We start from the raw sequence: 22,413 nt of genomic DNA on the forward strand, positions 1-22,413 counted from the left end.
CACCCCCCGCATCCCGTTTTCAGCAATCGGCAAGCCGTCACCCGGGCTCCGGGCAGCCGTCAGTGCGCGCCCGCCGCGGTGCTCGTGCGCTGTTCGGCGATGGCGCCGCCCGACTCCATCGGCGCGGTGACGTCGTCGGCGTCCCGGCCCCGTCCGAGGTGGTTGAAGACGAGGTTGAGCAGGACGGCCGCGACGCAGCCGGTGGAGATGCCCGAGTCCAGGATGATCTTCGCGCGCTCCGGGAACGCGTGGTAGAACTCCGGCGCCGCGATGGGGATCAGGCCCACGGCGAGCGAGACGGCGACGATCAGGACGTTGTTGTCCTTCTCCAGGTTCGCCTTGACCAGGGTCTGGATGCCGCTGGCCGCGACCGAGCCGAACAGGACGACGCCCGCGCCGCCGAGCACCGGGCGCGGCACGACCGCGATCAGCGAGGCCGCCATCGGGCACAGGCCCATGAGGACGAGGAAGCCGCCGCCGACGGCGACCACGAACCGGCTGCGGATCTTCGTCATCGCCACCAGGCCGATGTTCTGCGCGAAGGCGCTGCACATGAAGCCGTTGAAGACCGGGCTGATCGCCGTGCCGAGGGTGTCGGCGCGCAGGCCTGCCGCGATGGTCTTCTCGTCGGCCGGGCGGTCGACGATCTCGCCGAGCGCGAGCATGTCGGCCGTGGACTCCGTCATCGACACGACCATGACGACGATCATCGAGACGATGGCCGCGCCCGCGAACTGCGGGGCGCCGAAGTGGAACGGCGACGGGAAGCCGACGACGTCCGCGTCACCGATCGGCGAGAAGTCCGTGAGGTCGAACGGGATCGCGACGACCGTGCCGATGACGAGGCCGAGCAGCACCGCGATCTGCTTCACGAAGCCGGTGGTGAAACGGCGCAGGAGCAGCACGATGACGAGGGTGATCCCGGCGAGCGCCAGGTTCTTCATCGACCCGTAGTCGGACGCCTTGGCGTTGGGCCCCTGTGCCCAGCCGAACGCGACCGGCATCAGGGAGATGCCGATGAGCGTGATGACCGTGCCGGTGACGACCGGCGGGAAGAAGCGGATCGCCTTGGAGAAGAAGGGCGCCGCGATGAATCCGAGGAGACCCGCGACGATCACCGCCCCGAAGATGATCGGGAGTGCGTCGTCCTTGTCCTTCGTCGAGTCGACGACGGCGAGCATCGGGGCCACGCCCGCGAACGTCACGCCGTTGACGAAGGGGAGGCGGGCGCCGATCTTCCAGATGCCGAGCGTCTGCAGGAAGGTCGCGAGACCTGCCGTGAACAGACAGGCGCCGGTGAGGAAGGTGAGTTCCTTCGCGGAGAGTCCTATGTACGCGCCGACGATCAACGGGGGTGCGACCACACCCGCGTACATCGCCGCGACGTGCTGCAGACCCGTCGTCGCCATCTTCAGCGGCGGCAGGGTCTCGTCGACCGGATGTTTGGTATGCCCCGCCGCTTCTGCCGCGGGGGTGGTGCCTTGCTTGGTGAACCTGGGCTTCGTCGCCACTGCGGCTCCTCCGGTTGTTTTCCAGTCCCGGCGGGCCGCCGGCACTTTTCGCTTCAAGGAGGTGGTGCAAGGAAGTGCTGCAAGGAAGTGGTGCAAGGTCGTGCGCTGGTGCTCGATATGCGGTTGTTCTGCGCCCAGGTGGTGCTTCAGGTAGGACTGACCGCCCCGGGAACGCGAGGCTTTGGGCCACGTTCCGGGGCGGCACCCGAGCAGCCCGCTCGGCAGCTCGGGTCCGGCCGGGGACCGTCCTCCCCGACCGGAGTTCTGTGGGGTGTTACGGGTGTCAGGCCTGCGCGGCGATCCGCGCGAGGCGCTGTGCCTCGTCCCGCGTGGAGCGGGCGATGGCGTCCTCGTCGACGTGCAGGAGGCGGCTGTTCTCGACCACCGGCTTGCCGTTGACGAGGGAGAGCGTGACCGGGGCGGCCGCACCGAAGACGAGCGCGGTGACCGGGTCGGCGATGGACGAGTGGGCCAGGGTGTCCAGCTTCCACAGGACCAGGTCGGCCAGCTTGCCCGCCTCGAGCGACCCGATCTGGGTCGCACGGCCGAGCACCTGCGCACCGCCGTACGTGCCGAGGCGCAGCGCCTGGCGGGCGTTCAGGGCAGCTTCGCGGTGGGCACCGAGGCGGTTGATGAGGAGCGCGTTGCGCAGTTCGGTGTGGAGTTCGCCGGACTCGTTCGATGCGGTGCCGTCGACGCCGAGGCCGACCGGGACACCGGCGGCGAGCATGTCGGGGACGCGGGCGATTCCCGCCGCAAGGCGAGCGTTTGAGGACGGGCAGTGCGCGACGCCCGTCTTCGTGCGGCCGAAGGCGGCGATGTCGGAGTCGTTCATGTGGACGCTGTGCGCCATCCACACGTCCTCGCCGAGCCAGCCCGTCGACTCGAAGTAGTCGGTCGGGCCCATGCCGAACAGCTCGTGGCAGAACTTCTCCTCCTCGACCGTCTCGCTGCCGTGCGTGTGCAGGCGTACGCCGAGCGAGCGCGCCAACTCGGCGCCCTGCTTGAGGAGTTCAGTGGAGACGGAGAACGGGGAGCACGGCGCGACGGCGATCTGCGTCATGGCGTCGAACGAGGCGTCGTGGTGCTTCTTGACGGTCTCCTCGGTCGCCGCGAGGGCGCCTTCGAGGGTCTCGACGGCGAAGTCCGGGGGCAGGCCGCCGTCCTTCTCGCTGCGGTCCATGGAGCCACGGGCCAGGGTGAAGCGCACGCCCATCTCGGAGGCGGCGCGGATGATCGACCCGGAGAGGTCGCCCGAGCCCTGCGGGAACACGTAGTGGTGGTCCATGGCGGTGGTGACGCCGCCGCGGGCCATCATCGCGAGGGAGCCCTGCGCGGCCGCGTACGTCATCTGCTCGTCGATGCGCGCCCACGTCGGGTACAGCGCCACCAGCCAGTTGAACAGGTTGTGGTCCGTGGCCAGGCCGCGGGTGATCCACTGGTAGAAGTGGTGGTGGGTGTTGACGAGACCGGGCGTGGCGAGGTGGCCGGTGCCGTCGATGCGGCGGACCACGTTCTCCAGGCCCTCGGGGGCCTTGCCCGCGCCGATGGACTCGATCTTGTTGTCGGCGACGACGATGTAACCCGATGCGTACTCGGTGTCGTTGGCGTCGACGGTCGCGATGGCGACGTTCTCGATGACGATGCGGTCGAGCTTCTGACCTGCCGTAGAAGGTGCCATGGTGCTTCCTTCATTTCTTGAGTGGCGATTGGGCACGGCAGGACCCTAGGAGGATTTGAGTGCCGCGGCGGCGGTGGCGCTGCCGCGGGTGCCGAGATGGTGGAAGAACAGGTTCAGCGAGACGGCGACGAGTGCGCCGGCACTGATGCCGGAGCCGAGCACGGTCTGCGCCCAGGCGGGGAAGTCGGCGTAGAAGGTGGGCGCGGCGAGCGGGATGATGCCCGCGCCGAGCGAGACGGCCACCAGGATGATGTTGGAGCTGTCGTCGAGGCCCGCCTCGGAGAGCGTACGGATGCCGCTGACGGCGATCGAGCCGAAGAGCACGATGCCCGCGCCGCCGAGGACCGGCATCGGGACGAGCGAGACGACCGCGCCGAGCACCGGGAAGGCGCCGAGGACGAGCAACGCTCCGCCCGCCACCGCGACCACGTAGCGGCTGCGCACCTTGGTCAGGGACACGACGCCGACGTTCTGGGCGAAGGCCGAGGTCGGGAAGCCGCCGAAGATCGGTCCGACGAAGGTGGCGATGCCGTCGGTGCGCAGGCCGCGGGTGATGGTCTTCCCGTCGCAGTCGCGCTCGCAGATCTCGCCGATGGCGAGCATCCCGGCGCTGGACTCGGTCATCAGGACGAGCATGACGAGGCAGAGCGAGACGATCGCGGCGGGCTGGAACTCGGGGGCGCCGAAGGCGAAGGGTGCCGGGAGCGCGGCCACGGGCGCCGACTTGAGGGCGCTGAAGTCCGCCATGCCGAACGGGATCGCGGCGAGCGTACCGATCAACAGGCCGAAGAGCAGGGCGACTTGCTTGACGAAGCCGCGGCCGAAGCGCTGGATCAGCAGGATCACGACGAGGGTGAAGCCGGCCAGCGCGAGGAAGCGCATGTCGCCGTAGTCCGCGGCGGTCTTGTCGCCGCCCTGGGCCCAGCCGACGGGCACGGGCATCAGCGTCACGCCGATGAGCGTGATGACGACGCCGGTGACGAGCGGCGGGAAGAAGCGCAGGAGGCGCCCGAAGAAGGGGCCGATGGCGAGGCAGAAGACGCCGGCCACCATGACTGCCCCGTAAATGGCGGGGAGTTGGTCGCCCGTGGCGTTCGTCTCGGCGATGGCGAGCATCGGCGCGATGCCGGCCGAGGAGGCGGCGTTGACGAAGGGCAGCCGGTTGCCGACGAAGCCCTTGACGCCGAGGGTCTGGAGCAGGGTGGCCACGCCCGCGATGAGCAGGGACGCGGCGATCAGCCGGGTCCGTCCGGCGGTGTCCAGGTGGACGGCCTGGCCGATGATGAGCGGAGGGGTGACGACGCCGGCGTACATGGCGGCGATGTGCTGGAGTGCGGCGGGGACGAGCCGCGAGACGTGGAGCTTTTCGTCCACCGGGTGCACCGCTGCGCTGCTTGCGGCGCTCTCAGGTGGGCCACTCGAATCAGAACACGGGCCCTCAGCCTTTGCCGGCCCCTTTGCTGGCACTGCCATTGCTTATGTTCCCTCCGGTGCGGCGCACCCCCGCCGCTTGCTGCGTGCACGGGGGTGCGCGACCGCGTCAACTACGCCCGAGGCGTCAGAGGTTGGTCATGTCCAGCGGGATGCGCTGCTCGGCGCCGTCGCGCAGGATCGTGGCCTCGATCAGGCCGTAGGGGCGGTCGGCGGCCCAGTACACGGCACCGTCCTTCGCCTCGTTCTCCAGGCCGAACGCCGACAGGTCCTGGCGGAAGTGGTGCTTGTTCGGCGCGGAGAAGCGGATCTCGTCGATCTCGGTGCGGTTGTTGATGACCCGCGAGCCCATCTGGAACAGGGTCTGCTGCAGCGACAGCGAGTACGTCTCGACGAAGGCCTGCAGGATGTGCTTCTTGGCCTGGTCGTAGGACTTGTTCCAGTTGGGGACGCGCTCGTCGCCCTCGCCCGTCCAGTTGTGCCGCCACCAGGTGGACAGCGACGTGGCGAGGATGCGGTCGTAGTCCTCCTGGAGCGTCGTGTACTTGTCCTTGATGAAGCCCCAGAACTCGGAGTTCGTGGTGTTCATCACGGTCAAGTCCTTGAGCCCGGACAGGACTTCGAACTTCCCTCCTTCTTCTGCGGAGTACGTCACCTGCACCAGGCGCGTCTCCTGGCCCTTGCGGACGAAGGAGTGCTTGACCTCGTCGGCACCGATGAAGTTGGAGCCCGCGTCGGAGCCGGCGATGCGCTCCCAGGAGTACTCCTCGATGCGGATGCGCGACCGGTGGATCGACGGCTGGCTGTCGACGAAGTGGCGGGCGAGCTCGATGCCGTACTGCTCGGCCGACTCGATGCCGTACTCCTTCGCGAAGGCGAAGCAGGTGTTCTTCGTGGTGTCGGTCGGCAGGCAGTTGGCGTTGGACCCCGTCAGGTGGACGTCGTCGAGGTCACCGCTGAGGGCGACCGAGACGTTCAGGTCCTTGATGTGATGGGTGTCGCCGTCCCGCGTGATCTTGACAACGCGGTTCTCCGCCTTGCCGTACTGGTTCGATCCCAGGATCGTGGGCATGTCTGCTAGCTCCCTCGGTAAACGGAGTAGCCGAACGGGTTGAGCAGCAGCGGCACGTGGTAGTGCTCGCCCGGCTTGACGGCGAACGTGATCGCCACCTCCGGGAAGAACGCTCCGGTCGTGTCGCTGTCCCGATTCGCGGGGGCGTCCTGCTGCGCATCGGCTTGCTGGTTCGCGAACTTCTTGTCGAAGTACGCCTCGGTCTCGAAGTCCAGGCGTACGTGGGTGGTTCCTTCCGGCAGGGCCGGCAGGTCCTTGCAGCGTCCGTCCGCGTCGGTGGCGGAGCCGCCGAGCGCCACCCAGGCGGCGCCCGAACCGGCGCGCGCCGCAAGGGAGATGGCGACACCCTCGGCAGGGCGTCCGATGCTGGTGTCCAGGATGTGCGTGGACACCGATGCGGTGGTCTCGGTGCTCATCGGGCGTTGTCTCCTTCTTCTTACGATGCTTCTACGAGGCGCGTGAGACGGATGCGGTTGATCTTGCCGAGCTCGGTGCGGACGATCTCCCGCTCCCGCTCGGCGGTGTTGCCGATCCGCTCCTGCAGCGCCGCGAGCATCTGCTCCCCGGTGGCACCGGTGGCACAGATGAGGAAGACATGTCCGAACTTCTCCTGGTAGGCCAGGTTGAGTTCGAGCATCTGCGTCTTGAGCTCCTCGGAGGCCCCCGCCATGCCGCGCTGCTCGCGCGACGAGGTCGGGTCGCCGGGCTTCGGGCGGCCGATCGGCGGGTGCCCCGCCATCGCCTCGGCGAGGTCCTCGGCGGTCAGCTCGGCCATCGCGGCGTCGCTGGCCTCGAAGAGGGACTCACTGCTGGCGAAGGGGCGCTGGGCGAGGATCTTGCTCCCCCACGCCGATGAAGCGCACACCTCGTGGAGCTCGGCCGTGGCCGCGCTCTCGTCCGAGGTGTTGAACCGGGTGAGCCCCGGTTCAGTGGCTGACGTACCTGAAGTCACGGGATGCCTCCGTGGCCTTGTGCTGGACGGGCTGCGGATAGCTAACGCCCTCGGAAACACTGCGTCAACACTTTGTTGAAAACTTGGAGTTACAAAAACCGCCGTCCGGTTAACGGACGGCGGTTCGGTGACCACGACATCACTCCAGGTCAGAGACCGGGTCGCGGGCGGGTCAGGTGGCCTTGTCGCGGTTCAGGTAGTTGTAGACGGTGAAACGGGAGACGCCGAGCGCCCCGGCCACGGTCTCCACGCCGTGCCGCACGGAGAAGGCGCCGCGCGCCTCCAGGACGCGGACGACCTCCTGCTTCTCCCTGCGGTCGAGCTCGGCGAGGGGCTTGCCCTCCGTGCGCTCCATCGCCGCCAGAATGTGATCGAGCGAATCGGCCAGCTGGGGCAGGCGCACGGCGATGACCTCCGCGCCCTCCCAGCTGAGCACGACGTCGTCCTTGCCCGCCTGGTTCGGCGGCAGCATCTCGGCCCCCATGGCGTCGACGAGCGGCTTGACCGCCCGAACGAAGGGCTCGTCCCCCAGCGCGGTCACTTATCGCCCTCCTCGCCGATCACGTTCACCTGGAGCGAGACCCGGGTGGCCCCCGCTTCGAGGGCCTGCCGCAGCAGCGCGTCGACCGCCGTGAGCACGCGGCCGGCCTCCCCCTCGGCCGTGTTGCCGAACGGGCCGACGTCGACCGCGTCCAGGTCGGCCCCCTGGATGACGTCGCGGGCGACGACCGCATGGGGCGGCGCCTCGTCGAGGTCGAAGGGCTCGGTCGTGAACTCCACTCTCAATCGCACGGGGTCAACCTAATGCCGATCGCGGTTTTTGCGGCAGCCCCTCTTGACAGCTCCCCCGGATCCCGGGCAACCTTCCATCAAGCAGAAACGAACTTCCGCAATACGGAACACGACGGTTGCGGAACACGAACCAGAAGGGAGCGCCGACCCCGATGGGATTCGCAGACCAGCGCTTCAACGTCAACCTGTCGATCCTCTTCACGGAACTCCCGCTCCTGGAGCGCCCCGCGGCCGCCGCCGCGGCGGGCTTCACCGCGGTCGAGCTGTGGTGGCCCTGGGTCGACGCGCCGGTACCCGAGCAGTCCGAGCTCGACGCCCTGCGGGACGCGATCAAGGACGCGGGCGTCCAGCTCACCGGCCTGAACTTCTACGCGGGCCAGCTGCCGGGACCCGACCGGGGCGCCCTGTCGGTCCCCGGCGAGGAGAGCGACAAGTTCCGCGCGAACCTCGACGTCGCGGCGGACTTCGCGGCCTCCCTCGGCTGCAAGGCGCTCAACGCCCTGTACGGCAACCGCGTCGACGGCGTGGACCCGGCCGTCCAGGACGAGCTCGCCCTGGAGAACCTGGTGCTCGCGGCCCGCGCGGCCGACCGCATCGGCGCCGTGCTGCTCATCGAGGCGCTCAACGCGCCGGAGTCGCCGAAGTGCCCCATCGTGAGCGCCCCGAAGGCGATCGAGATCGTGGACAAGGTGAACGCGGCGACCGGCCTCGGCAACGCCAAGTTCCTCATGGACCTCTACCACCTGTCCATGAACGGCGAGGACCTGTCGGCCGTGATCGAGGCCTACGCCGACAAGACGGCGCACGTGCAGATCGCCGACAACCCGGGCCGCGGCGCTCCGGGCACCGGCTCGCTGCCCCTGGAGGAGCTGCTCGACCAGCTCAAGAAGGCGGGCTACGAGGGCTACGTGGGCCTGGAGTACAAGCCGGGCGACGCCCCGAGCGCCGAGTCCTTCGGCTGGCTGCCGCACGCGCACCGCGCCGCCTGACCAGGCCGCACGGGCCGCACGGGCGCCAACTCATCGACGTATCACAGCTGTTCTGAGCTTTTTGGAGTCACCCTCATGAGCAACAACCTCCCCAAGGTCGCGTGGATCGGTCTCGGCATCATGGGCTCGCCCATGTCGGAGAACCTGATCAAGGCCGGTTACGACGTCACGGGCTTCACCCTGGAGCAGGACAAGCTGGACCGCCTCGCCGCGGCCGGCGGCACGGCCGTGAAGTCGATCGCCGAGGCCGTCAAGGACGCCGACGTCATCGTGACGATGGTCCCCGCCTCCCCGCAGGTCGAGGCCATCGCGTACGGTCCTGACGGCATCCTGGAGAACGCGAAGTCGGGTGCGCTGATCGTCGACATGTCGTCGATCACCCCGCAGACCTCGGTCGACCTGGCGAAGAACGCCAAGGAGAAGGGCATCCGCGTCATCGACGCCCCCGTCTCCGGCGGCGAGGCCGGCGCCATCGAGGCCGTCCTGTCCATCATGGTCGGCGGTGAGCAGGCCGACTTCGACGAGGCCAAGCCGCTGCTCGACGCGCTCGGCAAGACCATCGTGCTGTGCGGTCCGCACGGCTCGGGCCAGACCGTGAAGGCCGCCAACCAGCTGATCGTCGCCGTGAACATCCAGGCGTGCGCCGAGGCCGTGGTCTTCCTGGAGAAGTCGGGCGTCGACCTGAAGGCGGCCCTGGACGTCCTCAACGGCGGCCTGGCCGGCTCGACCGTCCTGACGCGCAAGAAGGACAACTTCCTGAGCCGCGACTTCAAGCCGGGCTTCCGCATCGACCTGCACCACAAGGACATGGGCATCGTCACCGACGCCGCCCGCAACGTCGGCGCGGCCCTGCCCGTCGGTGCCGTGGTGGCCCAGCTCGTCGCCTCGCTGCGCGCCCAGGGCGACGGCGGCCTCGACCACTCGGCCCTGCTGCGCTCGGTCGAGCGCCTCTCCGGCGACCAGCCGAAGTAACCCAGACTTCCGGGCCGCGGCGGCGCTGACACCTGTCCTGTCGCGCCCAGGCGTCGCCGCGGCCCGGAACCATGCCTTTTGTTTCAACGAAACGCCGAGGACGCTGAAAAACAGCGTCAAAGTCCGCCCAGAACTTCAACAAACTGTTGACGCAGCAGCTCAGGGGTCCTTACGCTCCCCCACATCGTCAGCAGCCACTGCACGGAAGGTCGCCTCGAATAATGCCGAAGCGTGTGCTCACGACCGAGTCCGGCGCCCCTGTCGCCGACAACCAGAACTCCGCCACCGCAGGCGTCGGCGGCCCGATCCTCCTCCAGGACCAGCACCTCCTGGAGAAGCTCGCCCGCTTCAACCGCGAGCGCATCCCGGAGCGCGTGGTGCACGCCCGCGGCTCCGGTGCCTACGGCTACTTCGAGGTGACCGACGACGTCACCGGCTTCACGTACGCCGACTTCCTGTCCACGATCGGCAAGCGCACCGAGGTCTTCCTGCGCTTCTCGACCGTCGCCGACAACCTCGGTGGCGCGGACGCCGTCCGTGACCCGCGCGGCTTCGCGCTGAAGTTCTACACCGAAGAGGGCAACTACGACCTCGTCGGCAACAACACCCCGGTGTTCTTCATCAAGGACCCGATCAAGTTCCCCGACTTCATCCACTCCCAGAAGCGCGACCCGTTCACGGGCAAGCAGGAGGCGGAGAACGTCTGGGACTTCTGGGCGCACGCCCCCGAGGCCACGCACCAGATCACCTGGCTCATGGGCGACCGCGGCATCCCCGCGTCCTACCGCCACATGAACGGCTACGGCTCGCACACCTACCAGTGGACGAACGAGCAGGGCGAAGCCTTCTTCGTGAAGTACCACTTCAAGACGAACCAGGGCATCCGCTCGCTCTCCGCCGAGCAGGGCGCCGAGCTCGCCGGCAAGGACCCGAACTCGCACCAGACGGACCTGCTGCAGGCCATCGAGCGCGGCGTGAACCCGTCCTGGACGCTGTACGTGCAGATCATGCCGGCGGCCGAGGCCGCCGAGTACCGCTTCAACCCGTTCGACCTCACCAAGGTGTGGCCGCACAAGGACTACCCGCTGCAGCGCGTGGGCCGCCTGGTCCTCGACCGCAACCCGGACAACGTCTTCGCCGAGGTCGAGCAGGCCGCGTTCTCCCCGAACAACTTCGTGCCCGGCATCGGTCCCTCGCCGGACAAGATGCTCCAGGGCCGCCTGTTCGCCTACGCGGACGCGCACCGCTACCGCCTGGGCGTCAACCACACCCAGCTCGCGGTGAACGCGCCGAAGGCTGTTTCCGGTGGCAAGGCCGACAACTACGGCCGCGACGGCGTCATGGCCGCCAACGCCTACGCCCGCAGCCGCAAGAACTACGAGCCGAACTCCTTCGACGGCCCGGTCGAGACCGGCCGTCCGCTGGCCGCGCCGCTCGCCGTCTCCGGCTACACGGGCACGCACGAGGCCCCGGCCCACACCAAGGACGACGACTTCTTCCAGGCGGGCGAGCTGTACCGCCTGATGTCGGAGGACGAGAAGGGCCGTCTGGTGGCGAACATCGCCGGCGGGCTCTCCCAGGTCTCGCGCGACGACATCGTCGAGAAGAACCTCGCCCACTTCCACGCCGCCGACCCGGACTACGGCAAGCGCGTCGAGGAAGCGGTCCGCGCCCTGCGCGAGGACTAGTCCTCAGCAGCGGTAACCCCCAGGCTGCGTACGGGGATTGACGGGAGGTCAGCTCCGTACGCACAAGCCCGCACCACTGGCACGACCCGGATGAGGGGTGGTCTGCCGGTGGTCGCGGGAGGACGAGGACCGCGGCGGCCCGCACTCGTGCGAGCCAGTGCGGTGGTAAAGGCTCCACGCTCCCCCCTTTCGACCTGAGGAAGGGCGGCCGAGGAGTTGTCGCGCAGAGCGAGTGCCGCCGCGGTCCCAGCCATCCCGACTCCGTCCGGTGGCGCGCATGCATGTTCCGCCAGTCGCGCGCCGTCGGACGGCAACAACCTCCCGAACCAGAGCCCCGGGTACGACGGTCCGTACCCGGGGCTCTTCGGCGTATTGACCCGCTTGTCCCCCGGTACGAGGCTGCGCGCCACCGGCCGTTACCGGCACAACTGGGGCCTGCGCAGGGGACTTTGGGACCTGAGCCTCACGTCGGGCGCCTTCGCGCCCGCCACCACTCCGTGACACCTCACCCGTGATGCGTCACCCGTGATGAGACCGCCTCCGCCGCGCGGCGGAGGCGGTTCGGCGTCGGGGGCGACGTGTGCGGGGGCCGGACGCGGGAGCGTAAGCGGCATGACAACGACCGCGGTTGCCCCGCTCCCCGTCCGCCGCCGCCCCGCGACCGGTACCGCCAGGCCCGTACCCCGCTGGGCCGAGCGCGTCGCGCATCTGATCCCGCTCGTCCTGCTCCCCCAGTGCCTGTGGCGGCTGCCGTTCGCCTTCGGCTTCGACATGGGGACCGGCACGGGCTCGATCGGCAATCTGTGGATCTCCGTGCCGTACGTCTTCGGGCTCAGCCTGGTCACCGAGGCGCTCGCGCTGCTCTGCTTCGGGCTCGTGCGCGGCTGGGGCGAGGTCGTCCCGGCCTGGATCCCGCTGGTGGGCGGGAAGCGGCTGCCGCGGACCGTCGTGCTGGTCCCGGCGGTCCTGGGCGGGCTCGGCGCCACGCTGATGTGGGGCGGGTTCCTGCTGAGCATCCTGGGTGTGCCGGGCTTCGAGGCCCCGGAGTCGACGAACGCCGCCTGGGGCCTCCTCTTCGACGTCTGCGTCCTGCCCGCGACCCTGTGGGGGCCGCTCGTGCTCGCGCTGGCCGGCCAGTACTGCGTACGCCGTCGAAAGGCGTGAGCCGCGCAAGCGACGCACGCAAAGGGGGCGGGGCACCGGTTCCGAAGAACCGGTGCCCCGCCCCCTTGCTCGGCCCCCCTCGGGCCGGGCGCCTCAGGTCCGGGTCAGGGTCAGACCTTCAGCGGACGGATCGACGTGGGCGCGTGGCCCGGCTCCGTCGCCAGCTCCTCGAACTCCTTGACCGCGCTGATGTCGGCGGTGGGGCTCATGGAGATGTTCGTGATGCGCTCCAGGATCGCCTCGACGACGACCGGCACCTGGTGGTCCTGGGCGAGCTTCTTGGCGCGCTCCAGGGCCTCGCCCAGCTCGTTCGGGTCGGTGACCCGGATCGCCTTGCAGCCCAGGCCCTCGGCGACCTTGACGTGGTCGACGCCGTAGACGCCGAGCTCGGGGCTGTTCTGGTTCTCGAACTCCAGGTTGACCTGGAAGTTGATGTCGAGGCCGATCTGCGCCTGACGGATCAGGCCCAAGTAGGCGTTGTTCACCAGGACATGGACGTACGGGATGCGGTGCTGGGCACCGACCGCCAGCTCCTCGATCATGAACTGGAAGTCGTAGTCGCCGGAGAGGGCGACGACCTGCGTGTCCGGGTCGGCCTTGGCGGCGCCGAGCGCGGCCGGGATGGTCCAGCCGAGCGGGCCCGCCTGGCCGCAGTTGATCCAGTGGCGCGGCTTGTAGACGTGCAGCATCTGGGCGCCCGCGATCTGCGACAGACCGATGGTCGTGACGTAGCGCGTGTCCTTGCCGAACGCCTTGTTCATCTCCTCGTAGACGCGCTGCGGCTTCATGGGGATGTTGTCGAAGTGCGTACGGCGCAGGAGGGTCTCCTTGCGCTCGAGGTGCGAGGCGACCCAGGCGCTGCGGTCGGGCAGCTTGCCCGCGGCCTTGAGCTCGCGCGCGACCTCGACGAACAGCTCCAGGGCGGCCTTGGCGTCGGAGGTGATCCCGTAGTCGGGCGCGAAGATCTTGCCGATCTGGGTGGGCTCGATGTCGACGTGGACGAACGTGCGGCCCTCGCGGTACACGTCCAGCTTGTAGCCGGTGTGACGGTTGGCCCAGCGGTTGCCGATGCCGAGGACGAAGTCCGACTCCAGGAACGTGGCGTTGCCGTAGCGGTGGCCGGTCTGCTGGCCGACCATGCCCGCGTTCAGGTCGTGGTCGTCCGGGATGGTGCCCCAGCCCATCAGCGTGGGCACGACCGGGGTGTTGGTGATCTCCGCGAACTCGACGAGGAGGTCGGAGGCGTCCGCGTTGATGATGCCGCCGCCCGCGATGATCAGCGGGCGCTCGGACTCGACGAGGAGCTTGACCGCCTTCTCGATCTGGGCGCGGGTCGCGGCCGGCTTGTAGACCGGCAGCGGCTCGTACGTGTCGACGTCGAACTCGATCTCGGTCTGCTGCACGTCGATCGGCAGGTCGATGAGGACCGGACCGGGACGGCCCGAGCGCATCAGGTGGAAGGCCTGCTGGAAGACGCCGGGGACCTGCGCGGCCTCCAGGACCGTGACGGCCATCTTGGCGACCGGCTTGGCGATCGAGGCGATGTCGACGGCCTGGAAGTCCTCCTTGTGCAGCAGGTGGCTCGGGGCCTGGCCCGTGATGCACAGGATCGGGATCGAGTCGCCGATCGCGGAGTAGAGGCCGGTGATCATGTCGGTGCCCGCGGGGCCCGACGTGCCGATGCAGACACCGATGTTGCCGGGGTTGGCACGGGTGTAGCCCTCGGCCATGTGCGAGGCGCCCTCGACGTGGCGGGCGAGCGTGTGGTCGATGCCACCGCTCTCCTTGAGCTCCTTGTAGAACGGGTTGATGGCGGCTCCGGGCACGCCGAACGCGTTCGTGACGCCCTCGCGCTTGAGGATCTCAACGGCCGCGCGGGCGGCGGTCATACGAGCCATGAGTGCTCCCGACTCCTGCTGTGACTGTCGTCGGACGACGGTCGTGACGGTCATGTCTTCGGCTGTCGGATTCGCGCTCCCGTCGCGCCCCGCGGCGAGCTCTGAATTCCGTCCCCGCCTCCACATCACTTTTCCATGATGCGGAAACTAGGTTCTGCTATATGGAAGCAATGTAGAGGGGGGCCTCGAAGGCCGTCAAGGTGGATGATGAGACTCGCGTCGAACCGGAATCCCAGTCATCAGAGGGTGAGCCATGGCCGAGTCCGTGCGCGTGCGCTGTCCGGCCTGTCGGCGCGAGCACGCCTACACCCCCGCGGTGCTGCCCTGCGCCTGCGGCGCACCCGTCGCCCCGCCGCTGCTGACCGGCGCCGCGGCCGAGCCGGTCAACGAGCGCACCTGGGCCGACGACTGGGTCACGCTGCGCTGCCCGATGTGCGGCCGCCGCGACCGCTGGCCCCGGCCGGAGCTGGGCTGCGACTGCGGGACCGTGCTGCGCGTCCCGGTCCAGAGCGACCAGCCGCCGGCGCCTCCGGTCACCCCCCTCCGCGCCGCCCGGCCCGTGACGGACCACTCGGACCCGATGAGGCCGTCCCACATACCGCTGCCACGTACGGCACCCGCGCCGCGGCCCGCGTTCCAGCCGGTCGCCATCCGCACCGCGCGCGACGCGGTGACCGCCGCCGCGCTGTATCTGCGCTGGCTCGGCTACCGGGACGTGCGCCGCGCCGACCAGCGCCCGCCCTCCGGCATCGGGCTCGCGGCACGCGGCGTCGTCGCCCAGGTCGAGCCGTCCGTGCGGCCCGCGACCGTGCGCGACGTCGAGTGCCTGTGGCTGCAGTCGATGACGGAGTCGGCGGCCTGCGTCTACTTCTCGCTCGCCGGGTACGCGGACGCGGCCCGCACCCGCGCGGACGAGCTGGGCGTCCCGCTGTTCGTGCTCGACCTCGCCGGGGTGCCGCAGCCGGTGAACAGCCCGGCGGACGAGCTGATCGCGGGCGGCGCGTAGCCCCATACTGGGTCAGTGATCATCCGCGCCGCCGAACCGGCCGACCTGCCCCGCCTCCAGGCCATCGAGACCGCGGCCGGAGAGCTCTTCCGCCCGCTCGGCATGGCCGCCATCGCCGACGACGAGCCGCCCGCGCTCGAAGAACTGGAGCGCTACCGGCGCGCAGGGCACGCCTGGGTCGCAGCCGAGGACGACGGGACCCCGGTCGCGTACCTGGTCGGCGAACCCGTGGACGGCGCCTTCCACATCGAGCAGGTCACCGTGCACCCGGTCGCCGCGCGGCGCGGCGTGGGCCGGGCCCTGGTCGCGCGCGCCGCCGACTGCGCACGCGACCAGGGTCTGGCCGGTCTCTCCCTGACCACCTTCACCGACGTCCCGTGGAACGCCCCCTACTACGAGCGCCTCGGCTTTCACCGGCTCGCCGACGCCGAACTGACGCCCGGCCTGCGCGCCGTCCGTGCGCAGGAGACGGCCATCGGCCTCGACCGCTGGCCGCGGGTCTGCATGCGGCGCGGCCTGTAGCACCCGCCGCCGCTCCGCCCCTACAACTCCCCGTACCCTTCCCGGAGTTCCACCTTCCGTACCTTCCCGCTGACGGTCATCGGGAACGCGTCGAGGATCCGCAGCCTGCTCGGCACCTTGTAGTGGGCGAGGCGGTCGCGGCAGTACGCGCGCAGCTCGTCGAGGGTGAGCCCGGCCGCGGGGTCCTTGAGGATCACGCAGGCCAGGACCTCCTCCCCGTACTTCTCGTGCGGGACGCCCACGACCTGGACGTCGGCGATCAGCGGATGTCCGTACAGGAACTCCTCGATCTCCCGCGGGTAGATGTTCTCGCCACCGCGGATGATCATGTCCTTGATGCGCCCGACGATCTGCGCGTACCCGTCCTCGCGCAGCACGGCGAGGTCCCCGGTGTGCATCCACCGCCCGGCGTCGACGACTTCGGCGGTGCGCTCCGGCTCGCCCCAGTAGCCGAGCATCACGCTGTAGCCGCGGGTGCACAGTTCGCCCGGTTCGCCGCGCGGCAGCGTGACGCCGCTGACCGGGTCGACCACCTTGACCTCGATGTGCGGCAGGACGCGGCCGACGGTGCCGGTGCGGCGCTCCAGGTCGTCGTCTCGGCGGGTCTGCAGGGAGACCGGCGAGGTCTCGGTCATGCCGTAGCAGATGGAGACCTCGGCCATGTGCATCTCGGCGACGACGCGCTTCATCACCTCGGCGGGGCACGGGGAGCCGGCCATGATGCCGGTGCGCAGGCTCGTCAGGTCGTACGTCGCGAAGTCCGGCAGGTTCAACTCCGCGATGAACATGGTCGGTACGCCGTACAGCGAGGTGCACCGCTCCTGCTGCACGGCCCGCAGCGTGGCCGCAGGGTCGAAGGACGGGGCGGGTATGACGATGCACGCGCCGTGGGACGTGGCGCCGAGATTGCCCATGACCATGCCGAAGCAGTGGTAGAAGGGCACGGGCAGACACACCCGGTCCTGCTCGCTGTAGCCGATCGTCTCGCCCACCCAGTACCCGTTGTTGAGGATGTTGTGGTGGGAGAGCGTGGCGCCCTTCGGGAAACCGGTGGTGCCCGAGGTGTACTGGATGTTGACCGGGTCGTCGCACGACAACGCGGCCTCGCGCTCGGCCAGTTGCCCGTGCGTCACCGTCGACGCGGCCGCGACGAGCGCGTCCCAGCTGTCCTCGCCGATGAACACGCGCTCGCGCAACTCGGGGCAGTCACCGCCCACTTCACGCACCAGCGCCCGGTAGTCGGTGCCCTTGTGCCCGGTCGAGGAGATCAGGACGCAGACCCCCGACTGCTTGAGGACGTACGCCAACTCGTGGGCGCGGTAAGCCGGGTTGATGTTGACCATGATCGCGCCGATGCGGGCGGTCGCGTACTGGACGAGCACCCACTCGGGGCAGTTGACGGCCCAGATCCCGACCCGGTCCCCCTTGGCGACGCCCCGCGCGAGCAGGCCGCGCGCCAACTCCTCGACGGCGGCGCCGAATTCGGCGTACGTCCAGCGGCGCCCGCTCGGCACGTCCACGAGGGCGTCCCGGTCCGGCCAGGTGTCCACGGCCCGCTGGAGATTGGCACCGATGGTGTCGCCGATGAGGGCGGTGGTGCTGGTGCCGTGCGTGTACGAGAGCCGGGTGGTCGCGGTCACCGGGAGTCCTCCTTGTGCGCCAGGGCGTCAAGTGTGACCTGGAGATCTTGGGCGCGTCGAGCCTTGTGCGCAGGTGAGGGCGCCGGGGCGTCGACCACCGGCGCCCCGCTGTCAGTTGACGCCCCGGCCGTGTCCTGCCCAGTACGGCTCGCGCAGCTTGAACTTCTGGATCTTGCCGGTCGCCGTGCGCGGGATCGCGTCCCTGAACTCCACGCTCGTGGGCGCTTTGTAGCCCGCGACGCGCTCCTTGCAGTACGCGATGATCTCCGCCTCGGTCACCGACGCGCCGTCCGCCGGCACCACCAGGGCCTTGATCGTCTCGCCCCACTTGGTGTCCGGCACCCCGATCACGGCGACCTCCGCCACCGCGGGGTGGCTGAAGATGGTGTCCTCGACCTCGATCGACGACACGTTCTCCCCGCCGGTGATGATGACGTCCTTCTTCCGGTCGGAGATGGTCAGGTGCCCGTCGGCCTCGTCGAGCGTGCCGCCGTCCCCGGTGTGGAACCAGCCGCCCTCCAGCGCCGCCTCCGTCTCCTCGGGCTTCTCCCAGTAGCCGTCCAGGACCACGTTCGACCGCGCCAACACCTCGCCGGAGTCGGCGACTTGGAGCTTCACGCCCAGCGCGGGCAGCCCGGCCCGCGACATCCTCCGCGCCCGTTCCTGCGCGGGCAGCCCGGCGTCCTCGGTCCTGGCCCGGTTGAACGTCAGCACCGGGGAGGTCTCCGTCAGACCGTAGATCTGCGTGAACTCCCAGCCCAGTTCCTCCTGGACGCGCTGGATCATCCGGCTCGGCGGCGGCGCTCCCGCGCACACGATCCGTACGCGGTCACGGCCGGGCACCTCGCCCTCCCAGGTGGCCGCCGCGTCGAGCACCGCGTTCCACACCGCGGGCGCGCCGCACATCAGCGTCACCCCGTGCTCGTCCACGCGCCGCAGGATCTCCGCGCCGTCGACCTTGCGCAGCACGACCTGCTTCATGCCGAGGCCCGCCGCGACGAACGGCATGCCCCAGCCGTTGCAGTGGAACATCGGCAGGGTGTGCATGTAGACGTCCTGCTCCCACGCGCGCGTGTGCAGGCCGAACGTCAGCCCGTTCACCCAGATGTTGCGGTGGGTGAGCTGAACTCCCTTGGGACGTGCGGTCGTTCCCGACGTGTAGTTGATGGTCGCGGTCGCGTCCTCGTCCGGACGCGACCACGCCCTCGGCTCCACACCGAACCGCATCAGCTCGGCCTCGGTCTGCTCGCCGAGCACGAACCGGTGATCCGCCTTGACGCCCGCGGTCACCTCGCGGACCTCCGGGTCGGCGAGCACCACCGAGGCACCGCTCTGCCGGACGACGTACTCGATCTCCTCCGCCTTCAGACGGAAGTTGACCGGCACACAGATCCGGCCGCTCATCGGCACCGCGAACAGCAGCTCGAGCAGCCGGGCCGAGTTGTGGCTGACCACCGCCACCCGCTCGCCCTCCCCGACGCCGAGCGCGTCGAGCCCCGCCTGCCACGCCCGCACGCGCTCACCGAGTCGCCCGTACGTCGACGTCGCGACCGGCGGCGCGGGCTGGTCCGGCTCGTCGATCACGCCGGGGCTGTGGGCGAAGCCCAGCTCGGCCCGGTCCAAGAAGTCGGTGATCGTCATCGGAACGCGCATTGCTCTCCCCTACGGCCTGTGTAAGAGGTGCCCTCTGTCAGAGGTGTCCGCCACCATCAGGCCGCAACCCGGGCGCGAATGCAATGCCCTGATCTTGGTGCGCGTACGACGTCGGCGGCACGGCTACTTGTCGGCGGTCAGCTTCCCGGCCGCGCCCCAGCTGTCGGTGGGGACCTCGTGGATCCAGACCTGGACGGTCTCGGCGGGGATCTTGTACGCGTCGACGAAGGCGTCGGTGATCCGCTGGACGAGGTCGCGCTTGAGCTCGACGTCGCGGGGACCCTGCTGGACGGTGACGATCGGCATGACTGAACTCCCTTTTCCGGATGGCTCGTTGCCCGGTCCCGGGGGGCTTGTCGCCTGTTCCCGGGGGGGCTTCTTGCTTGCGGGAACAGTTCATCGCGGCTGCGGGCGCCGACCAAGAAGCAGTCCGCGACCGCAGCGATCAGTTTTGGTGATCGCCACTGGTCACGCAGGCTTTCCGGAGGGTTTCGAGGGCGGGATCCGCCACCCCCGCGGGCAGCACGAGGCCGGTGGTGAGAGCGAGTCCGGGGGCGCGGAACGGGACGAAGGCGACGCGCGGGCTGTGCAGGACCCGGGCGTGGGCGGCGTAGGCGACGGTCCACATCGGGCGCGTGCCGATCAGGGCGAGGATGTTCTGCAGCGGCCCGCCCGCGCTCTGCGGCACCGGCTCGAACCCGGCGTCGTGGCAGGCCCCGACGACCAGGTCGACGAGCGCCGGGTGGTTGCGGCGCTCGGTCAGGGCGAGCGGCAGCCCGGCGAGGTCGGCGACGTCGATGTCGGGTCCCGCGGCGAGCGGATGACTCGCCGGCACCACGGCGACCAGCGGCTCCGACCAGACGGGCACGGTGCGCAGCCCCGCCTCCGGGTCGGGCCCGGCCGCCCCGAACCGGACGAACGCGGCGTCGAGCCGTCCCTCGCGCACCCGTGTCAGACGCTCGTCGGCCGGTACGTCGACCAGCTCGACGTCGGTGTCGGGGGCGAGCGCGGAGTGGGCGGCGAGGATCCGTTCGAGGTGGGCGCCGAGTCCGGTGCCGGTGCCCAGGCGCAGCACGGGCCTGCGGGCCACGGCGGCCCGGGCCCTGTCGGCCGCGGCGAGCACGGACCGCGCCTCGGGCAGCAGCCGTTCGCCGGCTCCGGTGAGGCGCACGTGGCGGGGCGAGCGGTCGAACAGGTCGTGCCCCAGCTCCCGTTCGAGCCGCCGGATCTGCTGGCTGACGGCCGACTGCACGATGTGCAGCCGCTCCGCGGCCCGCCCGAAGTGCAGTTCCTCGGCGACGGCCACGAAGTATGAGAGCTGGCGCAGTTCCATGCGGGAAGCCTAGGTCAGGCCATGGAAGACCGGTTCCTGGCATTCGCGGCGATGTCGTTGTCGGTGATCGTGATTCCGGGGCCGAGCGTGCGGTTCGAGATCGGCCGGGCGCTCGCACGCCCCGGACGCCGTGACCGGCGCCGGGGCTGGTGGTTCCGTGCGCAGGACAGGGAAGTCAGACGGTTTCGGCCTCGGCGTCAGCCCTCTCGATGTCCTTGAAGAAGTAACGGGCCACCCGCAGCTTCGTTCCGTCGTCGAGACGTACGACGTGATACAGACCTGACGGCTTCCCGAGCCGCGTGGACCGCGGAAGTTCGCCCAGGACACCCTTGGCCTTCCTCGAATTCCACCTGCCGGTTTCGAGCACCAGGATGCGCTGCGAGGTGAACGCCAGGATCCGGTACCTGTTGAGGGCGAGGAAGACCACGAAGCCCAAATACACCAGATACACACTGTGCGTCTGCGCGCCGACCACTTCTTGCAGCTTCTCGTCTTCCCGAAGGAAGGGAGTCACGGACTCTCGCATAGCGATGTGGACGTCCATCTGAGCCTCCAAGAGATTGAGCGGGGGGCCACCGCCCGAGGTGTACTCGCTTGTCGACCCCTCACTTCGAGGAGACCACTGGCCGCGCTCGCCCAGGAGGGGCCGGCAGGCCCTGCCGCCGGACCTTCGGGCCACGGTGGAGGCACTGTCGGACCAGATCGCCGTGTCCGGGCCACGCGCGCCCGCCCTCACTGCGACAGCTGCGACCCTGAGCCACTGATCGGCACCCTACGGTGCGGGCGGCGCCGCCGAATCTGCCCGTCCTGCCATGCAGAGATGGGGACACGCCCCAGAGGGTCCCCCTGCGCACGGCCCATTTCGTCCTCGTAGTGACGAGTAAGGGCAGCGGAAACCCTGCTCGCACCGGCGGCAGCAGCTCGCACGGACTCCGGCACGTCCTGCCGATGGTTGCGCAGCAGTTCGATCACACCCACGTCCACCTGCATGATCCTTTGCCGCAAATCACCAGGCAGTTTTCGCAGCTCCACATCCGGCGAATACTGGATCCATGGCGGCAGTTGATGAGCGATCTGACGAACCAAAGGTTCCCAGACCGCAGGCAACGACCCCCTCGCCACGAGGTCGAGCTGTTCCTGAATCTCGCACAGCCCGTCAAGAGAATCCGAAATCTGTGCGTTCAGTTCGCGATCCGCGCTCAAGAGATCTGGGACGCGAGCGGACTTTTCTCTCCTCGATTCCGACGAAGTTCTGTAAATAGCCCCCACGAACATCAGAAAGGGGGTCGTGAGACCTACCAGTAGATAGCTCACAGCATCTGACGACACATCCGCCTCCCCCGAACCAGCCGCCTCCGGCAAGAGGCGGCCCAACAGCCTCTCCACGAAGGCGGGTTCGACACTCCCCATGCGACAACGGCCCGACTGGCGCCCGAGTTCACCCATCACCTGAGGCCCGAGCGCGGTGACCTGCGCCGGTACCCCATCGACCCCGGGCCCGCTCTACAGCCATCACACTTGCGGCACGAGAGCCTGCTCCGGAGTGGCCACCGGCTGAAGGCGCTCCCCAAGGCGTGCCATCCGTATGAGACGCAAGGTAAAAGGGTGCGGGCAGACCAGCCGGAAGGTCCCTCCCCCCTCCAGAACACGTCGATGCGCACGGCACAGCAGCTCAAGCCCCACGCAGTCCAGGAACTGAGTAGGGGTCAGATCGATGACGAGCTTCACGCCGCGCCGGGCCGTCACTTCGTCGAGAAGCGGTCCGATGAGGTCGGCTGCGAGAATGTCGACCTCTCCGTGCAGCTCCACCACGACATGACCGTGGGTCTCATACTGCCGAACAATCTCCGGTATCACTGGATCCGGCATACGCATACACGCACCTCCCACTCACGCAGCGGGATATCGGGAGCGCCGGGGGCCAGGGCTGGTAGGGACGGATCAGCCTACAGTTCACGCCACCGCCGCGGGGCAGGTCTGCCGCCCTCACAACTTTGCGTGCAGTGCAGTCCATCTCCTTGACATATGCCCCAGTCCTCACGGGCCCTACCTCCCTTTTCCCACATTTGGCCGGAACCGGAGCCCGTACGCCTCCTTTGCCGGCAGGCA

General features: G+C 69.3%; 22 protein-coding genes and 1 pseudogene. 7 read left to right on the forward strand and 16 right to left on the reverse strand.

The annotated features are described in order from the left end of the window. Positions 1-59: 59 nt before the first annotated feature. The 8 genes from ACIBUY_RS05315 to ACIBUY_RS05350 form a co-directional block, all read right to left on the reverse strand. Positions 60-1,409 (reverse strand): nucleobase:cation symporter-2 family protein, encoded by a 1,350-nt coding sequence (locus ACIBUY_RS05315; RefSeq protein ID WP_365579057.1) that lies wholly within the window; start codon positions 1,407-1,409, stop codon positions 60-62. A gap of 385 nt (positions 1,410-1,794) precedes the next feature. Beyond that, positions 1,795-3,192: an 8-oxoguanine deaminase gene (locus ACIBUY_RS05320; RefSeq protein WP_399151866.1), complete on the reverse strand. Its 1,398-nt coding sequence runs from the start codon at positions 3,190-3,192 to the stop codon at positions 1,795-1,797. A gap of 45 nt (positions 3,193-3,237) precedes the next feature. Next, positions 3,238-4,665 carry a nucleobase:cation symporter-2 family protein gene (locus ACIBUY_RS05325; protein WP_399151867.1) on the reverse strand — a complete coding sequence of 476 codons (1,428 nt, stop codon included), beginning with the start codon at positions 4,663-4,665 and terminating at the stop codon, positions 3,238-3,240. A gap of 85 nt (positions 4,666-4,750) precedes the next feature. Further along, positions 4,751-5,695, reverse strand: coding sequence for a factor-independent urate hydroxylase (pucL, locus tag ACIBUY_RS05330; RefSeq protein WP_399151868.1), 945 nt, complete (start codon positions 5,693-5,695; stop codon positions 4,751-4,753). A gap of 5 nt (positions 5,696-5,700) precedes the next feature. Then, on the reverse strand, positions 5,701-6,111 hold the full coding sequence (gene uraH, locus ACIBUY_RS05335; RefSeq protein WP_399151869.1) for a hydroxyisourate hydrolase: 411 nt from the start codon (positions 6,109-6,111) through the stop codon (positions 5,701-5,703). Between the two features lie 20 nt (positions 6,112-6,131). Then, on the reverse strand, positions 6,132-6,647 hold the full coding sequence (gene uraD / locus ACIBUY_RS05340) for a 2-oxo-4-hydroxy-4-carboxy-5-ureidoimidazoline decarboxylase (protein ID WP_399151870.1): 516 nt from the start codon (positions 6,645-6,647) through the stop codon (positions 6,132-6,134). A 172-nt stretch (positions 6,648-6,819) separates the two neighbouring features. Then, the gene (locus tag ACIBUY_RS05345; RefSeq protein ID WP_365579043.1) at positions 6,820-7,188 is read right to left on the reverse strand and encodes a helix-turn-helix domain-containing protein; all 369 of its coding nucleotides are present in this window, start codon (positions 7,186-7,188) and stop codon (positions 6,820-6,822) included. Continuing rightward, complete coding sequence (locus ACIBUY_RS05350; RefSeq protein WP_365579045.1) at positions 7,185-7,439, reverse strand: hypothetical protein; 255 nt, start codon at positions 7,437-7,439, stop codon at positions 7,185-7,187. Before ACIBUY_RS05350 ends, ACIBUY_RS05345 begins: the two co-directional genes overlap by 4 nt. Before the next feature lie 152 nt (positions 7,440-7,591). On the opposite strand from ACIBUY_RS05350, the gene ACIBUY_RS05355 reads away from it, so the two are divergent. The 4 genes from ACIBUY_RS05355 to ACIBUY_RS05370 all read left to right on the forward strand — a co-directional run bounded on the left by ACIBUY_RS05355 (position 7,592) and on the right by ACIBUY_RS05370 (position 12,252). Beyond that, positions 7,592-8,428 (forward strand): TIM barrel protein, encoded by an 837-nt coding sequence (locus tag ACIBUY_RS05355; RefSeq protein WP_399151871.1) that lies wholly within the window; start codon positions 7,592-7,594, stop codon positions 8,426-8,428. 75 nt (positions 8,429-8,503) lie between these two features. Further along, positions 8,504-9,400 carry a 2-hydroxy-3-oxopropionate reductase gene (locus tag ACIBUY_RS05360; protein ID WP_365579049.1) on the forward strand — a complete coding sequence of 299 codons (897 nt, stop codon included), beginning with the start codon at positions 8,504-8,506 and terminating at the stop codon, positions 9,398-9,400. Positions 9,401-9,621: 221 nt separating this feature from the next. After that, positions 9,622-11,088, forward strand: a complete 1,467-nt coding sequence (locus tag ACIBUY_RS05365; RefSeq protein WP_365579051.1) for a catalase — start codon at positions 9,622-9,624, stop codon at positions 11,086-11,088. A gap of 612 nt (positions 11,089-11,700) precedes the next feature. Beyond that, a complete protein-coding gene (locus ACIBUY_RS05370; protein WP_365579053.1) occupies positions 11,701-12,252 on the forward strand; it encodes a hypothetical protein in 552 nt (183 codons plus the stop codon). A 110-nt stretch (positions 12,253-12,362) separates the two neighbouring features. Here the strand turns inward: ACIBUY_RS05370 and gcl are convergent, their stop codons facing one another. Continuing rightward, entirely contained in the window at positions 12,363-14,150 is a 1,788-nt protein-coding gene (gene gcl / locus ACIBUY_RS05375; RefSeq protein ID WP_365567172.1) for a glyoxylate carboligase, read from the reverse strand. A 253-nt stretch (positions 14,151-14,403) separates the two neighbouring features. On the opposite strand from gcl, the gene ACIBUY_RS05380 reads away from it, so the two are divergent. Then, positions 14,404-15,156 (forward strand): hypothetical protein, encoded by a 753-nt coding sequence (locus ACIBUY_RS05380; RefSeq protein ID WP_399151872.1) that lies wholly within the window; start codon positions 14,404-14,406, stop codon positions 15,154-15,156. 15 nt (positions 15,157-15,171) lie between these two features. Further along, positions 15,172-15,678: a GNAT family N-acetyltransferase gene (locus ACIBUY_RS05385; RefSeq protein WP_399151873.1), complete on the forward strand. Its 507-nt coding sequence runs from the start codon at positions 15,172-15,174 to the stop codon at positions 15,676-15,678. Between the two features lie 20 nt (positions 15,679-15,698). Here the strand turns inward: ACIBUY_RS05385 and ACIBUY_RS05390 are convergent, their stop codons facing one another. The 4 genes from ACIBUY_RS05390 to ACIBUY_RS05405 all read right to left on the reverse strand — a co-directional run bounded on the left by ACIBUY_RS05390 (position 15,699) and on the right by ACIBUY_RS05405 (position 20,304). Then, positions 15,699-17,318 carry an AMP-binding protein gene (locus ACIBUY_RS05390; protein WP_365567175.1) on the reverse strand — a complete coding sequence of 540 codons (1,620 nt, stop codon included), beginning with the start codon at positions 17,316-17,318 and terminating at the stop codon, positions 15,699-15,701. A 111-nt stretch (positions 17,319-17,429) separates the two neighbouring features. Next, on the reverse strand, positions 17,430-18,971 hold the full coding sequence (locus ACIBUY_RS05395) for an AMP-binding protein (protein WP_399151874.1): 1,542 nt from the start codon (positions 18,969-18,971) through the stop codon (positions 17,430-17,432). Positions 18,972-19,094: 123 nt separating this feature from the next. Beyond that, entirely contained in the window at positions 19,095-19,277 is a 183-nt protein-coding gene (gene dmpI / locus ACIBUY_RS05400; RefSeq protein ID WP_365567177.1) for a 4-oxalocrotonate tautomerase DmpI, read from the reverse strand. Between the two features lie 139 nt (positions 19,278-19,416). Then, positions 19,417-20,304, reverse strand: a complete 888-nt coding sequence (locus ACIBUY_RS05405) for a LysR family transcriptional regulator (protein WP_365567178.1) — start codon at positions 20,302-20,304, stop codon at positions 19,417-19,419. 21 nt (positions 20,305-20,325) lie between these two features. On the opposite strand from ACIBUY_RS05405, the pseudogene ACIBUY_RS05410 reads away from it, so the two are divergent. After that, positions 20,326-20,436, forward strand: a pseudogene (locus ACIBUY_RS05410) (LysE family translocator); the annotation flags it as partial. 43 nt (positions 20,437-20,479) lie between these two features. Here ACIBUY_RS05410 and ACIBUY_RS05415 read toward each other — a convergent pair. From ACIBUY_RS05415 to ACIBUY_RS05425, 3 genes are all read right to left on the reverse strand, one after another. After that, on the reverse strand, positions 20,480-20,848 hold the full coding sequence (locus ACIBUY_RS05415) for a hypothetical protein (protein WP_365567445.1): 369 nt from the start codon (positions 20,846-20,848) through the stop codon (positions 20,480-20,482). A 188-nt stretch (positions 20,849-21,036) separates the two neighbouring features. Continuing rightward, positions 21,037-21,714: a hypothetical protein gene (locus ACIBUY_RS05420; RefSeq protein WP_365567179.1), complete on the reverse strand. Its 678-nt coding sequence runs from the start codon at positions 21,712-21,714 to the stop codon at positions 21,037-21,039. 102 nt (positions 21,715-21,816) lie between these two features. After that, positions 21,817-22,179: an STAS domain-containing protein gene (locus ACIBUY_RS05425; protein ID WP_365567180.1), complete on the reverse strand. Its 363-nt coding sequence runs from the start codon at positions 22,177-22,179 to the stop codon at positions 21,817-21,819. Positions 22,180-22,413 lie beyond the last annotated feature (234 nt).

Source organism: Streptomyces sp. NPDC050085 (assembly GCF_044460595.1).
Classification (GTDB): domain Bacteria; phylum Actinomycetota; class Actinomycetes; order Streptomycetales; family Streptomycetaceae; genus Streptomyces.